This window comes from Anaerocolumna chitinilytica, assembly GCF_014218355.1.
Classification (GTDB): domain Bacteria; phylum Bacillota; class Clostridia; order Lachnospirales; family Lachnospiraceae; genus Anaerocolumna; species Anaerocolumna chitinilytica.
In genome coordinates this window covers 4,193,231-4,209,397 of record NZ_AP023368.1, presented here as the reverse complement: position 1 = coordinate 4,209,397, position 16,167 = coordinate 4,193,231, and the positions used below count along the sequence as shown (strand labels likewise).

Annotated in this window: 11 protein-coding genes; 8 read left to right on the top strand and 3 right to left on the bottom strand. The window is 38.3% G+C overall.

Translation table 11 applies throughout. From position 1 onward, the window contains the following. Positions 1-13: 13 nt before the first annotated feature. The 3 genes from bsdcttw_RS18295 (at position 14) to bsdcttw_RS18285 (ending at position 4,097) form a co-directional block, all read left to right on the top strand. On the top strand, positions 14-1,069 hold the full coding sequence (locus bsdcttw_RS18295; RefSeq protein ID WP_185256259.1) for an ABC transporter substrate-binding protein: 1,056 nt from the start codon (positions 14-16) through the stop codon (positions 1,067-1,069). Between the two features lie 82 nt (positions 1,070-1,151). After that, positions 1,152-2,507, top strand: coding sequence for a putrescine aminotransferase (locus tag bsdcttw_RS18290; RefSeq protein WP_185256258.1), 1,356 nt, complete (start codon positions 1,152-1,154; stop codon positions 2,505-2,507). 105 nt (positions 2,508-2,612) lie between these two features. Beyond that, positions 2,613-4,097, top strand: coding sequence for an aldehyde dehydrogenase family protein (locus bsdcttw_RS18285; protein WP_185256257.1), 1,485 nt, complete (start codon positions 2,613-2,615; stop codon positions 4,095-4,097). Positions 4,098-4,284: 187 nt separating this feature from the next. Here bsdcttw_RS18285 and bsdcttw_RS18280 read toward each other — a convergent pair whose 3' ends face one another. The 3 genes from bsdcttw_RS18280 to bsdcttw_RS18270 form a co-directional block, all read right to left on the bottom strand. Beyond that, positions 4,285-5,919 (bottom strand): ABC-F family ATP-binding cassette domain-containing protein, encoded by a 1,635-nt coding sequence (locus tag bsdcttw_RS18280; protein ID WP_185256256.1) that lies wholly within the window; start codon positions 5,917-5,919, stop codon positions 4,285-4,287. A 381-nt stretch (positions 5,920-6,300) separates the two neighbouring features. Then, complete coding sequence (locus bsdcttw_RS18275; protein WP_185256255.1) at positions 6,301-6,582, bottom strand: hypothetical protein; 282 nt, start codon at positions 6,580-6,582, stop codon at positions 6,301-6,303. 26 nt (positions 6,583-6,608) lie between these two features. After that, positions 6,609-8,021, bottom strand: a complete 1,413-nt coding sequence (locus bsdcttw_RS18270) for a hypothetical protein (protein WP_185256254.1) — start codon at positions 8,019-8,021, stop codon at positions 6,609-6,611. Between the two features lie 593 nt (positions 8,022-8,614). Here bsdcttw_RS18270 and bsdcttw_RS18265 point away from each other — a divergent pair. The 5 genes from bsdcttw_RS18265 (at position 8,615) to bsdcttw_RS18245 (ending at position 15,844) form a co-directional block, all read left to right on the top strand. Further along, complete coding sequence (locus tag bsdcttw_RS18265; RefSeq protein WP_225903701.1) at positions 8,615-9,520, top strand: ABC transporter ATP-binding protein; 906 nt, start codon at positions 8,615-8,617, stop codon at positions 9,518-9,520. After that, positions 9,520-10,734, top strand: coding sequence for an ABC transporter permease subunit (locus bsdcttw_RS18260; protein WP_185256252.1), 1,215 nt, complete (start codon positions 9,520-9,522; stop codon positions 10,732-10,734). The genes bsdcttw_RS18265 and bsdcttw_RS18260 overlap by 1 nt, the downstream gene beginning before the upstream one ends. A 312-nt stretch (positions 10,735-11,046) precedes the next feature. Continuing rightward, positions 11,047-12,147 carry an ArsR/SmtB family transcription factor gene (locus tag bsdcttw_RS18255; protein ID WP_185256251.1) on the top strand — a complete coding sequence of 367 codons (1,101 nt, stop codon included), beginning with the start codon at positions 11,047-11,049 and terminating at the stop codon, positions 12,145-12,147. 57 nt (positions 12,148-12,204) lie between these two features. Continuing rightward, complete coding sequence (locus bsdcttw_RS18250; protein WP_207726428.1) at positions 12,205-14,058, top strand: ABC transporter ATP-binding protein; 1,854 nt, start codon at positions 12,205-12,207, stop codon at positions 14,056-14,058. Next, positions 14,051-15,844, top strand: a complete 1,794-nt coding sequence (locus bsdcttw_RS18245; RefSeq protein WP_185256249.1) for an ABC transporter ATP-binding protein — start codon at positions 14,051-14,053, stop codon at positions 15,842-15,844. Before bsdcttw_RS18250 ends, bsdcttw_RS18245 begins: the two co-directional genes overlap by 8 nt. Positions 15,845-16,167: the final 323 nt, after the last annotated feature.

The window sequence follows — 16,167 nt, the reverse complement described above, 5'->3', positions numbered from 1 at the left end:
GGAGGATGATTCTATGAAAAAATGGAATGTTGTAGTATTTACAGCACTGGCTCTTATGTTGATAGTTGCATTATCGGGCTGCAGCAGCGGAGGAGGAAAGAATGGTACACTGAATTTATTTATCTGGACAGAGTATATTCCGGATTCCGTAATACAGGGTTTTGAAAAGGAAACAGGTATAAAAGTACAGATGCAGACCTATTCCAACAATGAAGAGATGCTTGCCAAGGTAAAGGGAAGCAGCGCAGGCACCTACGATATCGTTTGCCCAAGTGATTATATGGTAGAAAACATGATTTCCCAAGGAATGCTCCTTACATTGGATAAATCGAAACTTACCAACTATGGGAATCTGGATACAGCCTACCTGAATAAAAGCTTTGACCCGGACAGTAAGTATTCAGTGCCTTACCTGGGAGGAGCAGGCGTTATAGTTTATAACAAGAAGCTGGTTGCTCCGGGAGCGGATTTTACAACCTATGGGGAGCTTTTTAAGCCCGATTATACCAATTCCCTGGTAGTTCTTGATGATTTCAGGGCAATTATCGGTATTACCTCCTTTAGTATGGGTTATGACATGAACGAAACCGATGCCGCTAAATTAGCAAAAGTAAAAGAAAAACTTCTGACACTAAAGCCCAATATCAAGAGCCTTGACAGCGATTCACCCAAGACCTTAATGATTACGGAGGAAACCAAGGCAGGACTTTTCTGGAGCGGTGAAGCAGCCATTGCAATCAATGAAAATAAGGACCTGGCAGTAGCATATCCGAAGGAAGGTATGTATTTATTCCTGGATAACCTGTGTATTACCAAGGATGCTAAGAATGCAGAAAATGCATACAAATTTATTGATTATGTTATAAAGGCTGAAACAAATAAAGAAATTGTAACGGAATTTCCTTATCTCAATCCAAACAAGGCAGGTGTTGCTCTGATGGGTGAGGATTATAAGAGTAACCCCGCAATCAGCATACCGGCAGAGGAAATTAATAAAGGAAAATATGTTCAGAATATCGGCAAGACGGTGGATACCTACAGTGAGATGTGGGCTGAATTTACAAAATAATATAAGTTACAGGAAACTTAAAAGCAATTAAATGAAAAATGGATATTCATAAAAGGGCAGATATTCAGGAAAGAGGTATAGTATGAAAAACAAAGAACAGGTAGTAACAGAATTAAACAAGGTAATCAGATTCATTCATAGCGATGAGCTGACAGAGGAAGAAAAGAAGGAAATCACCCAGGAGACGGTGGAATACTTTGATACCTATGTCAGTCCAGGCTGGTTAAAATACAGAAAATCGGTATCAACCAATGCTGCAGTAGTAGAATGGAAGGATTATGGTGCATACTGCTCCGGATTATATGGAGAAGAATTCATAGACTGTCTTGGAGGATTTGGTATCTATACTTGCGGCCACAGGAACCAGGAAATTATTGACACTATTAAAGCTCAGCTTAATCATCAAGCTCTTCACTCACAGGAACTTTTGGATCCCCTAAGGGGATATCTTGCCAAGGCTGTGGCTGATATAACACCAGGTGATCTGGAGAAATGCTTCTTTACTAATGGAGGAGCAGAAGCTGTGGAGATGGCTCTTAAGCTTGCCAGAATAGCAACCGGAGGAAGATGGTTTATCTCAACAGTGGGGGCTTTTCACGGAAAATCCATGGGAGCTGTTTCTATGGCCGGTAAGGGGACTTACCGAGTTCCCTATACACCTATGGTGCAGCAGGTGCAGCATGTGGAGTATGGTGTGGCAGAGGATATCAGAAAGGCAATCCGTAATTTAAAAGCAGTAGGGGAAAAAGTAGCAGGCGTTATTCTGGAGCCGATTCAGGGAGAAGCAGGAATTATAGTACCGCCGACGGGATATTTAAAAGAGGTAAGAGAAATCTGTGATGAGTACAGCGTTGCTCTTATCTTTGATGAAATTCAAACAGGTATGGGAAGAACAGGTACAATGTTTCGGTGTGGAGCTGAGGATGTGGTACCGGATATCATGACTTATGGAAAAGCCTTTGGAGGCGGCATAATGCCTATAACAGGAATTATCTGCAGGCCTAATCTTTGGACCCAGGAGTTAATCGATAATCCATGGCTGCTTGGTTCTCCTACCTTTGGCGGTAACCCTCTGGCTTGTTCAGCAGCTATCGCTACCATTAAATATATGCTGGAAAATGATATCCCCGGTCAGTGCAGAGATAAGGGTGAATATCTCATAGCAGGTATTCGGAAAATTCATGAGAAATATCCGACAGTAATTCAAGATGTCAGGGGTATCGGCCTTATGATAGGTCTTGAATTTGTTACCAGCGATGTTGGCTATAGCGTTGCGAAGGGGATGTTCGCAAGAAGAGTTTTGACAGCAGGTACCCTTGTAAATTCAAAGTGTGTCCGCTTTGAACCGGCAGCAGTAATTACTTATGAGGATATGGATAATATACTCATACGTTTGGAAGAGGCAGTAGCAGAGACCAAGGAGGAGCTTAGTCTTTGATGGTAAGCTTTTTACAATGGAGCGGCAATTGTCTATATACATGTTGAAGTAATTGATTTGTAAATGAAATTATGATTAAAATGTCTTAATAACAGGGAGGTATCTATGGAGTTAAGAAAGAATTACATTAACGGGGAATGGATTCCGGCTCTCTCCGGTAAAACCAGAAAAATTCTGAACCCTGCAAATGGTGAAGTAATTGCAGAGACAGCAGAAGGAAATGAAGAGGATGTTAAGCTTGCCGTTTCAGCGGCTAAAGAAGCCTTTTATGGGACCGGTGAGTGGAGAAGAATGGATTCTCAGAAAAGAGCGGATATTATATTAACAATAGCAGCCATAATGGAAGAGCGAAAAGAAGAGCTGGCAAGAACAGATACCTTAGATAATGGAAAACCCTTAAGAGAAGCGGAAGGTGACGTGGATGATGCTATTCATTGCTTTCGTTATTATGCGGGAATGATTAAAGCACCTTATGGCGGGGTATATGACGTAAATGATAACTTTGGTCAGATGCATTCTTATACCATACATGAACCGGTAGGAGTGTGCGGACAGATTACTCCCTGGAATTATCCGCTTCTAATGGCAGCCTGGAAGATAGCACCGGCCCTTAGTGCAGGTAACTGTATCGTCTTTAAGCCAAGTACCAACACTCCCTTGTCTTCCGTAATATTATTTGAAATTATGGAAAAGGCAGGAGTACCAAAGGGAACGGTGAATCTGGTAATGGGAGCCGGGGGAAGTGTTGGGCATGAGATTGCAGCAAGTTCAGACGTGGATATGGTTACCTTTACAGGGAGCACGGAGGTGGGGCAGGATATTGCTAGGTCTGCCATCGCCAATCTTAAGAAAGTGGGGTTGGAGCTCGGCGGAAAGTCACCGAATGTCATATTTGCCGATGCTGACTTTGAAGGCGCCGTTGAATGGGCGATGATTGGTATCTTCTTTAACCAGGGAGAGGTATGTTCTGCCGGGTCCAGAATTATTATCGAAGAGAGTATAAAAGATAAATTTGTAACAAGATTAGCAGAACGGGCCAATGCTATGACACTAGGCAATGGCCTTGATAACCCGGATATGGGCCCTTTGGTTTCGGAAAGTCATATGAATACGGTTCTTAAATATATTGAGACAGGGAAAGAGGAAGGAGCAACCTTGGTATGCGGAGGTTGCCGCTATACAGAGGGAGATTGTGTTAATGGTTATTTTGTGAGGCCGACTATTTTTGATAACTGTACCAGGGACATGACCATAGTAAGAGAAGAAATCTTCGGACCAGTGGTAACAATACAGACCTTTAAGACAGAAGCGGAAGCAATAAAACTTTCCAATGATACAATTTATGGCCTTGCTGGAGCTGTATTTACAAAAGACGGTTCCAGGGCCCTGCGAGTTGTAAAAGAAATCAGGGCAGGTATTACCTGGATAAATTGTTATAATCCTACTTATAATGAAGCACCCTGGGGTGGGTATAAGATGAGTGGCTATGGCAGAGAACTTGGCATACAAGGGCTGGAGGAATATCAGGAAGTAAAACAGATTAACATTAACCTGAATCCGGGTATCGCAGGCTGGTATGAAGAAAGGTAAAAGCAGGAGTAGTTGCTGCAGAATTGTGTTAACTCAAACTTAATACACTACATTGGCAGATGCTATCATTTGCGGAAGTAAAAATAAAATCCCCCCTGAGTTCTGATGTATCTCCTTTGCTGTTTTTGTTCAGTAAAGGGGTACATATCAGAACTCAGGGGGATTTTATTAAGTTAATTAAGTTATTTTAGTTATTGTCATCCTCACGATCAATCTGCATAATCTGTCTCTTTCTAGCAAATTCATCATTATCCAGATATTCGTCGTAAGTAGTAACCTTATCAATCAGTCCGTTGGGAGTAAGCTCCATAATACGGTTTGCAATGGTCTGAACAAACTGGTGGTCCTGTGAGGTAAAGAGAACCACACCGCTAAATTTCATAAGACCATTATTCAGTGCGGTAATGGACTCCATATCAAGATGGTTCGTAGGCTCATCCATAATCAATACATTGGAACCAAGTATCATCATCTTAGAGAGCATAACTCGAACCCTTTCACCACCGGAGAGTACATTTACTTTTTTTACGCCTTCTTCGCCGGCAAAGAGCATTCTGCCAAGGAATCCTCTGACATAAGTAGCTTCTTTTTCAGGAGAGTAGGGCATCAGCCAGTCAACAATAGTGTCCTCGGATGCAAAATAAGAAGTATTATCTTTCGGGAAATAGGATTGACTGGTGGTAATTCCCCATTTATAGCTGCCCTCATCCGGTTCTACTTCACCGGCCAGAATACGGAACAGTAAGGTGGTCGCAATCGTATTAGGTCCTACAAAAGCTACTTTATCATCATGGCTAATAGTAAAGGATATATTGTCCAGTATTTTAACACCGTCTACAGTCTTGGAAAGGTTGGTAACGGTTAATACTTCATTACCAATTTCGCGGAAAGGTCTAAAGTCAATATAAGGATACTTTCTGCTGGAGGGGCGGATATCATCCAGTTCAATTTTCTCCAGTGCTTTCTTACGAGAAGTAGCCTGCTTGGATTTGGAAGCATTTGCACTGAATCGCTGGATAAATTCCTGCAATTCCTTAATTTTTTCTTCCTTCTTCTTATTGGCTTCCTTCATCTGCTTAACCATTAACTGGCTGGATTCATACCAGAAATCATAGTTTCCGGCATAAAGCTGAATCTTTGCATAATCGATATCAGCAGTGTGGGTACATACTTTATTCAGGAAGTAACGGTCATGGGATACTACGATAACCGTATTATCAAAATTGATAAGGAATTCTTCCAGCCATCGAATCGCTTCCATGTCAAGGTGGTTTGTAGGCTCATCTAACAAAAGAATATCAGGATTTCCAAAGAGAGCCTGGGCAAGAAGTACCTTCACCTTTTGGTTACCGTTTAACTCGCTCATCATCTTATAGTGCAGGTCGGTCTCGATACCAAGGCCGTTAAGAAGAGTAGCAGCATCGGATTCTGCTTCCCAGCCGTTAAGAGTTGCAAATTCGCCCTCTAATTCACTGGCTTTAATGCCGTCTTCCTCTGTAAAATCTTCTTTGGCATAGATGGCATCCTTTTCCTTCATGATGTCATAAAGCCTTTGATTACCCATAATAACCGTATTCAATACATCATATTGATCATATTTGAAGTGGTCCTGCTGTAAGAAGGAAAGTCTCTGGCCGGGGGTTATTATTACATCACCTTTTGTAGGCTCCAACTGACCGGAGAGTATCTTTAGGAAAGTAGATTTACCGGCACCATTGGCACCAATTAATCCATAACAGTTTCCTTCTGTAAATTTAATATTTACATCTTCGAATAAGGCTCTTTTACCAAGTCTTAAGGTAATATTACTAGCTTGAATCATTTTAACTCCTTTTCTGATATCAGGTCTTTTATGTGGTCTTTCTTAAATAACAGTTTAACTGCTTTGGGGAAAATAAGAGCGATTCCTATCTGCTCGTTATTTCATTATATTACGGACACTGTGAAAACACATTCATATCTATTTTATCGTATATTCTCCAATTTGCAAGTGTTTTCTTGAAAGACCGCAGCAGTTCTATAAAGGAGATTATTCTAAGCACCGGTTAAGTCTGCTGTCCGTTAACCAGTTTAAAGAAGTTACAGGAAAAAGAACTACTGCATTAATGAGTATGTATTAGATACATTTTAATGCAGCAGTTCTTGATTTTAAAACTATTCTTGGTTGTTAACCTTCTGCAAATTCAAGAGGACAATTATCTTCCTATTTATCCAATTGAGCTTCCAACTTTCTTATGCGTTCACTTATATAATTATCTTTTATCCTCATCTCTCTTACAATCTTTTTGACTGTAACTGCAAGCGCTGCAAATATAACAGGTAAAGAAACGGACAAATAACCACATATGAAAAAGAAAGGTTTAAAGTCTGTCTGCAGCAAATGCCAGTAGTCATGAAGCAGAATAAAAGAGAATACAGAGCCTACTCCACTTATTACCGCTAGTACAATAAATAGGTTGGATAACTTTTCTAGTTCGGAAAACAAATAATCACCTCCTGAATAAGTTTATGTTATGGTTGAGAAGAATAATCCAATTGGAAGTTTACTGATATGGGAGTAGATGAATAATCACTCCAATAGAACTTGTCAAATGAAACAGCTAAAGCTCCCACAGTATTGGTATTGCCGGAAGCAGCTTCATATTGCAGAACACCTTGATAAGTAAAATAGTGTCCATTGTTAATGCTGCCATTATGGTCTGTACATTCTTCGAATGAAAAATTACTTAACTTTTCACCAACAGCGGTAGTTTTTCTATTAGTAAGTGTTACGCCGGTGCTACCTAGGGTAACATTACCGTTTGCTGAACTTATTGAATTAATATAGCCCAGAACTGTTTGGAAAGTTGAGCCATAGGGCAAGGCACTTACTGCTTTGTTCAATAAGCTTACAGCTATGCTGGAGCCTGCTGCTTTTGTGGCTGGTATAAAAGCTGTATAATCATATACCCTCCCTTCCTGGAATGTACGGACAAAAGTTGTTTTATCACCACATGCGAATGCCATTTTTAAATTTCTGTATTCAAATACATTGTTTCCATAATATGTATAACCAGCAACTGACATATGTTCAGCTACTTTAAAAGCTGCTGACCAAGTTGAATCCTGAGAACGGACATTTACATGTTTATATTCTACATAGGGGAGAGACCAGCATTGAGTATAATCAGAACCTACATAGAAAGCATCATAATATGTTGTGGGGTTTACCCAGGTAGTCCAGGTATTAAGCCCCATAGGTTTAATACCTAAACCAAGATTTTGCATAATAGAACTGTCAGTAGTCAGTTCTTGTGTTTCATGTGTCACTAAATTGCTGGCCCATAATGCATCATGTAGTTTGTTTGCCTTTTGATATTTACTGGCATCCAGACTAGAAAATACATCAGGCATTTTTGTTTCAAAAAGATAAAGGTTACGGTCTTTGTCCTGGATATAGATTTTCAGATGAGGACTGGTTGAAAGGGATTCCTTATCTTTCTGATTAGTAACAAGCAAGTTGTCTTGCTTAGAATCATTATAGATTTCAAAAAGTAAAAAATTATATCCATTAACAGAATCAGGGATATCTATAATAATACTATTAATACCTCTTTGAAATTTATAGCTTGAGGAAAGCCTACCTTTTACAGGAAGATTAGTGGTATTATTGTTAACGGTTAATGAAGCATTAAAGCTGATTTCATCATCATTAATTACGATGTCTGATAGTGATATGGAAGTATCAGTCACAGATTTTGCGGTGGATACAGCCATTCGGGATGAAGGAGCACCGGAATATGTGTCTCGAAAGTCAGCAGCTGACATTGAAACACCGTTGGTCAGGATTTCCGTTTTCTTTGTGTCATAATTTTCAGCAAAGACAGTACTGCTCATTGTAATAATAAGACTTAATGTGATTAAAAGACTAATTAAACGTTTCATATTTATCCTCCCTGTTTGGGCTTTTTATTCTTATGTAATAATAAATATGATATAAAAAGAATAAAGAGCCAGTGATTAGTTACTTTTAAACAACAGAGTTGCTTAAAAATACAGTAGTGTTGAGATGTTACAATAACCGTAAAAACTGGATATGGTTATTAAAATAAACTTGATTAACGATAACCAGCTTACGAAAATAACAAAATCATCAACTCCTTTCTAAATTAGACATATAACACCCTTAAAATTTTGAATAATACTGTTTTACTGCTTTTCTTTAGTGATTTAAAAGCATAACTATAGTTTTTATTTAATAACTATAGCTATAGTCATTTTAACATACTAATAATTTACATGCAACTAATTTTACAAAATAAACCATATATACATACGGGTATATCTTTTTAGATATTATCCGCTCTTGAGACTAAGTAAAATGTTATACTACGTGCAATATTAAAGAAATTGTAAGATTCTTTTCCTTGAATAAATTACCATTTATGGGTAGAATAAAAAGGTAAAATTTGTTATATATGTGTGTAGCTTAACTTTAAATTTGTCTTTGGCTTTATAAGTTCAGGAAAGAGGTAATGTTGGAAAACGTATTAAAAGTAGAAAATCTGTATAAGAGTATTGGAAAAAGGCCGATTATCAAAGGAATATCCTTTTCTGTAAAAGAAGGAGAAATCTTTGGCTTCTTAGGGCCGAACGGTTCCGGTAAAACCACCACTATTAAGATGATGGTGGATTTAATCAAGATGGATGCCGGAAGCATCAGTATTATGGGGTGCGATATTAAAGAACGGCGGGAAAAAGCACTGGAATATGTAGGCGCAGTGGTGGAATCACCGGAACTCTACAGCTATTTAACAGGCTATGAGAATCTTGCCCAGATTGCACGCATCAGAAGAATATCAACGAAGAAAATTGAAGAAGTAGTGGAACTAGTAGGTCTTACAGGGCGTATCCATGATAAAATGAAGAAATATTCCCTGGGTATGAAGCAAAGGCTGGGGCTTGCGGCAGCGCTCTTACCGGATCCGAAGCTTCTTATTCTGGACGAGCCTACCAATGGTCTTGATCCTAACGGAATGATTGAACTAAGAAATATACTAAAGAGACTTGCCAGGGAATATGGCATGGCGGTATTTGTATCCTCACATATCCTTGGTGAGATTCAACAGTTATGCGATACCGTAGCTTTTATTGAGAATGGTGTTATCACCACGGTTGAAAGTATGACAGCCGTACATGAAACCTATATTTACGTATTAGAAATAGAAAAGTCAGAAGAAACCCTTGTAAAGCTAAAAAAGATTGAAGGGATTGACAATATTCGTGAAGCGGATAACGGCTATACCTTGGAACTAAAGGACCGGAAATCCAGTGAAGTGCTGAGGGATATCGTAATGGCAGGTATAGAAGTACAGACTTTCTCAAGACATTTAAAGGAACTGGAAGAGCGCTATATGGAATTAATCAAAGGAGGTATCCGGTAATGTTTTTGGGATTAATAAAGAATGAATTTATCAAGCTTTTTGCCAAGAAGAAGACTTTTATAATCTGGGGCTTGTTCATTTTACTTTGCATTATACTTGTAATTGTAAGTGAATCCTCTGAAAAAACTTATTTAAAATATAACAGTCCGAAAGCACAGGTTCAAAATTTGGCCAATGAAATATCCAGCCAGGAGGAATACCTTAAGACTATTCAATCAGATGCAGCTCTTTCAGAAGACGAGAAAAAAGCAAATGAAGTACAAACCCAGAGCTATATCGCCAGCTTGAAAGTACAGCTTGAGTCAGCAAAAGCTGAACTTGAGAACAGCAGCAAGGAGAACTGGAAGGAAGCACTGGATAACAGGATAAAAGAACAGGAAAAGATTGTGAAAGAAGCAAGTGACGCCCAGTCTAAAAAAGTTCAGGGGCAGGAGCTTAAGAGACTTAAGATTTATCAAAAGCATAATGTTCCTTTGGATTCGGAGAATTATAACACAGGTATTAATTATTATATTCTAAATGTAACAATGATCGCAGCAAGCTTCTTGGCAATCGGTCTGTCATTATTTAACGGTGATAATGTATCAAATGAGTATAATCCCGGGACATTGAAATTTCTTCTGGTACAGCCGGTATCGAGAATTAAGGTGCTTCTTAGCAAATTCGTTGTAATGGTGTTAAGTTCTACTGCTTTGATTATGATAACTCAAGTGTTATTCTTCCTGGGAGTTGGGATTATTAAAGGTTTCGGAAGCTTTAACCGGCCTTATCTGGTTGGGGTAAAATTCGAATATACTTATCAGAATGGAAAGCGTTTTATTACGGAAGTAGCCGGCAGCGGGCATTTTATCTTGCTTTGGAAGTATTTAATAGCGGCTCTGGCTCTGCAATTATTATTCCTGATAGTTATGGTGACCTTTATTCTGTTGATTTCCACGATGTCTAAATCCAGTGTCGTTACCATGACAGTATTAATCTGTGCTATCCTTGGCAGTAATATCGTTTATAACTTGTCGACATCTTACCGTAAGATTTCACCATTTATCTTCCTTCATTACTCAGATATTGATAATATTATAACGGGAAGAATTGTTTCACGTACGGGATCCTTTTTGTTTACCTGGCAGATGGTGACTGGTATGTCGGCTTTCACAGCGGTTTTGTTTTTAGCAATTTCCCTTGTGGTATTTAAGAAAAGAGATATTCAGATTTAGTCAAACAGAAAATACAGTAAGTTTAAAGCGGGCCGCATATGGAAATTCCATATGCGGCTGTTTTTGTTTATGCACCTAATGTATTATAATAGATGAGTGTCAAATAATATATTCTTGAAAATGGAAATTATTTTTTGGAAATTAAGTTTTTATCTATGGATTAGAAGAATATTAGTATTTATTAATACTTAATCTGCTAATAAATGAATTATATTAGATGTTAATCAAATAAATTAAAAGATATTCATAAAATAATATTGACAATTATATTAGATGGATGTTATATTAAATCAAACGAAAGGGAGGTGGATTATGGAAATAGGTGAATATAGGATTTACAGCGAACCGAATTGGGAATATGAACTGATTGAAAGTATATTGGAGAAGGACGGAAAAAGAGAGGAAGATACATTAAAGACCAGAAAATTCGTAATGAGCGAAAAAGAAATAGAAGAATTTTTGTTTAATATTAAGGAGTTTAAACAAAAAGTGCTTGCCCAGGTACTGCCTCTACTTGATGAATATCAGGATATTAAGCCCTATTTTTCAAAAAGTCTAGCGGAGGAAGATAATAGAGCCAGACATATCCTATCAAGTCTTGCCAGCCGCAAAGTGCTTGCCATAGAGCATACCACAGAGGAAATCGACAAGATTGTATTGGATGTTTTGGAGAATTGGGCAAAGTCCATTAACGAATCAGAGCAAAATGACAAACATTTTGAAGGCCTGCAGGATATCATATCTTTTCTAAAGAATGTAGAGGAAGAAGATAGTGTTAAATTTCGATTAATTATGTTCTTTACAGAGCGTTATACCATTTTCCCGAGGCTTCAGGAATTCGTAATAAAAGGCATTCAGATATTACAAGAACACTTTCATATTATTCAGGAAGACTTTGAAAAGGCTGTTATAACTTTGCAGGATAAGAGAAATATGGAGGACTATTTTGACAGACTTGAGGTCATTAAGCTTGGGGCAGTAAACGGGATTGCCGTACAGCCTTGTATTATAGCTTATAATCAGCTTTCCATTGACTGGGTATTAGAGGAGAGCCGAGATATTATAGCTGATACCGGAATCTACATGCTTCTTCCGGATGCACTGGAAAGTGATTACTTCAGAAACGATGCAGAGCTGACAGGAGCATTAAAAGCACTGGGAGATGCAACCAGGATAAAGATTGTTCATATGCTTTCCGGCAAGAAGATGTATATTCAGGAAATGGCTGAAATATTGGAATTGACGCCGGCTACCGTATCCCATCACATGAATGTTCTTTTACAGGAAAGGTTAGTCAGTATCACAGTAGACAGCACCAATGCTAAAAAAGTGTTCTATGAAATCAATACCTCAAGAACCAAAGCTTTAGGTGATGCGGTTAAATTGCTTGGTGCAACTGATACTTTAGATTGACCGGAGGAAATAGGGTTCAGAAACATCAAAACAAGATTTAGTATGAAAGGAGTTAGCATGGAAGGAGTTAGCATGGAAGGAGTTAGCATGGAAGAAAATATAAAATATCCTGTTTGGCAGACTTTAAAAAAGATGTTGAAATATTGTTTTAAAGCAGATAAGAATATCTATCTATACTTTGTAATATTTACGATAACCGGAGGGCTTTATCCCTTTCTTGGGGTTCTGCTGCCAAAGTATCTCTTAAATGCAATTTCAAAGCCCGATGGGGAGATGAAAGATATTCTTACCATTGTATTGATCTTTCTGGCTCTCATGGCGTTCTTCGGATTTATAAGAACTTTTATCAGGGCCTTGGCTTACCCGAGAATAAGTTATGTAAGACTTCAGTATCTTGGAAAGACCTTTGATAAGATGGTGAGTATTGATTACAAATACATGGAAGACGCTAATTTTTTAGAAGATAACAGCAGGGCATTGGACTCTACTAATTCCAATGATAACGGCGTAGAAGGTGTGTATTCCAGACTATTTGATGCCGGTCCGGTAGCATTAACCGCATTAGGACTGATCCTATTTATCGGCAGGTTAAATATCTGGATTCTCCTTGGGCTTCTTCTTAATGTTACCGCAGGTATATGGGTGAAACGCAGCGCATCAAAATTCCTTTATAAAAGGAAGCAGGATGTAGCCCATGCGGAACGCAGAATGAGATATTACTACAATACCACCCATGATTTCGGATATGGAAAGGATATCAGGCTATACCGTTTTCAAGATAGAATTGATCAGAATTATAACGGTGAAATAAAGGGCTATGTAAAAGTTCAAAGAAGAATAAAGAACCAGGAATATTTCATTGGGCTTCTTGAAATTCTCTCCTTCTTTATCAGTAATGGTCTTACTTATGCTATCTTGGTGTATAAAACGGTAAACGGAATGTCAATTGCAGACTTCTCTATGTATATTACCGCAGTTACCACCTTGACTGTCATGCTGGCTACGTTAGCGGAGCAGTTCAGCTTTATCCTAAATGAAGGCCAGTATGTATATGATTATTTTCAATTTATTGATGCGGATATGGGAGATAAGGAACACCAAGATAAATCTGAGAAGGTCAAGAGTATAAAGGAACGGGAAACTCTTGAGATTGTATTTGATAATGTAAGCTTTTGCTATCCTGGCACAGATAAATATATCTTTAAGAACCTGAACTTCACCATACATAAAGGTGAAAAGCTGGCTATTGTCGGTATTAACGGCGCAGGAAAAAGTACACTTGTAAAGCTTATGATGGGCTTGTTCGATGTAACCGAGGGAGAAATACGGATTAATGGTATACCGATTGGCGAATTTAACAAAAAGGAACTCTATGCCATGTTCTCAGCGGTGTTCCAGGAAATCAATGTACTGGCATATACCGTCAAGGAGAACATTGCCTGTTCTTCTATTGATATTAATGAAGAAAAAGTTACAAATGCTCTGGAAAAGGTAGGACTTAAGAATAAAATAAATACGCTTCCGAAAGGTATCAACCAAACTATGCTGAAGGTAATAGAAGAGGATGGGGTGGAATTCTCCGGCGGTGAAAGTCAAAAGCTTGCTATTGCCAGAGCTTTGTATAAGGATGCCAGAATGGTGGTTATGGATGAACCGACTGCTGCGCTGGATGCTCTGGCAGAAGCGGAAATTTATGAAAGCTTCAGCGATCTGGTTGAGGGTAAAACAGCAGTTTATATCTCTCACAGGCTTGCCAGCACAAAATTCTGTGACCGAATAGCATTTTTTGACGGAGACGGGTTAAGAGAGTACGGCAGCCATGAGGAATTAATGGATGCAAAAGGTGCTTATTACAATATGTTTATGATTCAAGGCAAATATTACAATGAGGAGGTGGCTGTCAGTGAGTAACGGAAAGACCCTTAAGAAGTTTATCAGTATCAGCTTTCAGATATCACCATCTTACTTTTTTCTGTTGGTGTTTCAGTCTATCATGGAAACAGGACAGATATTAGTCAATGTCATACTTCCAAAATATCTGGTGGATGAGTTGGTAGGAGGAAGAGACAAAGCGAACCTGATTCGTTTTGGATTATATATTGTTCTTGCAAATGTAGCATTTCTATTCTTCAATAAAACAATGAAGAGGTTTATGGATGTACGTAATATTTATATGAAGGAAAAGTTGAATCAGGCCATGGCGGATAAGATTATGAAAGTTGAATTTGCCTGTCTGGAAGACCCTTATTATCTGGACCTTAAGGAAAGAGCAGTATTTGCATGCCGCACGATGAGTGCCTTGGAGAATCTGATTGGCAGTGTAGCAAGAGTATTAAAGAATGCTGTAACTATTATAAGTTTACTTGTGGTTATGTTCACCTTAAGTCCGGTATTCGTATTAATCTTAGTGTTAACCATATCAATCTCTATTATAGCCCAAAAATTATTTTCTAAGTATCAGCTTGAAATCTATCAGGAACTGATACCAATCAATAGAAGATATGGATATTATGTCGGGCTGGCTTTTGAAGGAAAATATCAAAAGGATATCCGGGTCTACAACATGAATCGGATGCTTACGGATAGAGTTCTGGATTACAGCCGTCAAATCTATGATTGGTTCAAAGGCTTTACAAAGAAACAGGGATTATTTCAGGGATTTGTAGGCGTTATCAACGACCTGCAGGCAGCCATTGCCTACGGATATGTGGGTATTCGTGTTATATCAGATAAATTCGGTGGAAAAATAGGAATCGGTTCCTTTACAATGTATGTATCAGCTGCTATTAGTTTTACCACATCTGCTACGGACTTAGGAAAAAACATCATGACAGTTATCCAGATGTTAGGTTATCTTCAGCCATTTATGGAGTTTATGTCCTTGCCGGATGAGGCTAAAAGAGAAGGTTCTGTACCCTTTGAAGGTGCAGTGGAAAGCCTGCGTTTTGAAAATGTATCCTTCCATTATCCAAAATCAGAGAATTACGTATTAAAAGGTATCTCCTTTGAGATTAAGAAGGGGGAGAAAATCTCAATCGTAGGTTTAAACGGCGCTGGAAAATCAACCATTGTAAAGCTCCTGTGCAGACTATATAAGCCTGCTTCCGGTACCATTTATATCAATGGAAGAGATATATATGAGTATGAATTCAGCAGTTACATGAAATGCCTGGCGGCAGTTTTTCAAGATTATAAGCTCTTTGCCTTTTCGATTTTAGAAAATATAAAAGGCGGGGAAGCCTCGGAAGAAGATTCGATACAAAGACAAAGAGTGGAAAATCTGTTAGAACAAGTTGGGTTGAAAGAAAAAATAGCTGAACTAAAAAAGGGAGTGGATACACTCTTTGGTAAGCAATATGATCCGGAAGGGATTGAGATGTCCGGCGGACAAAGTCAGAAGGTTGCAATAGCCAGGGCTCTTTATAAGGAAGCTTCACTTATTATCCTGGATGAACCCACCAGTGCCCTAGACCCCTTGGCTGAGGCAGAAATTTACGAACATTTTAATCAACTGGTAGGCGATAAAACAGCTATCTATATCTCCCACCGTATGTCCAGCAGTGTGTTCTGCGATAAGATTTTGGTTTTGGACGGCGGCATTATTGCTGATTTTGACAGCCATAAGAAATTAATGGAGAAGGAAGAGGGAATGTACTACAAACTCTTTAAGTCACAAGCGGCAAATTACCAGGTATAAATAAACAAAATCATACTAAAATAAAGCTGTTTTATAAAAGAACAAAAGCTGTATAAACATATAATTTCATGTTTTGTTTCAAGAAAAGAAGTTCTGTTCTCTGACTAATTGTGCTTCATATCATAAACAGGTTACTTGTTACCAATAAACTATCTGTTTGCTGAGCTGGCACAAGATATTCGGAGAACAGAACTTCTTTTTTGTTTATAACAGCTTTGATACTGGATAAACTTGATTCATATTTACTGAAATGATATAATTAATACTATAATTCAGGAATTTAATGGAAGCCATGAAAAGAAGGTGCAAACCTATTTCGAGAA

Coding starts and splice junctions, on each gene's coding strand:
- bsdcttw_RS18255 (WP_185256251.1), top strand. CDS start 11,047: ATGGAAATAGGTGAATATAGGATTTACAGCGAACCGAATTGGGAATAT.
- bsdcttw_RS18280 (WP_185256256.1), bottom strand. CDS start 5,919: ATGATTCAAGCTAGTAATATTACCTTAAGACTTGGTAAAAGAGCCTTA.
- bsdcttw_RS18250 (WP_207726428.1), top strand. CDS start 12,205: ATGGAAGGAGTTAGCATGGAAGGAGTTAGCATGGAAGAAAATATAAAA.
- bsdcttw_RS18295 (WP_185256259.1), top strand. CDS start 14: ATGAAAAAATGGAATGTTGTAGTATTTACAGCACTGGCTCTTATGTTG.
- bsdcttw_RS18290 (WP_185256258.1), top strand. CDS start 1,152: ATGAAAAACAAAGAACAGGTAGTAACAGAATTAAACAAGGTAATCAGA.
- bsdcttw_RS18260 (WP_185256252.1), top strand. CDS start 9,520: ATGTTTTTGGGATTAATAAAGAATGAATTTATCAAGCTTTTTGCCAAG.
- bsdcttw_RS18270 (WP_185256254.1), bottom strand. CDS start 8,021: ATGAAACGTTTAATTAGTCTTTTAATCACATTAAGTCTTATTATTACA.
- bsdcttw_RS18285 (WP_185256257.1), top strand. CDS start 2,613: ATGGAGTTAAGAAAGAATTACATTAACGGGGAATGGATTCCGGCTCTC.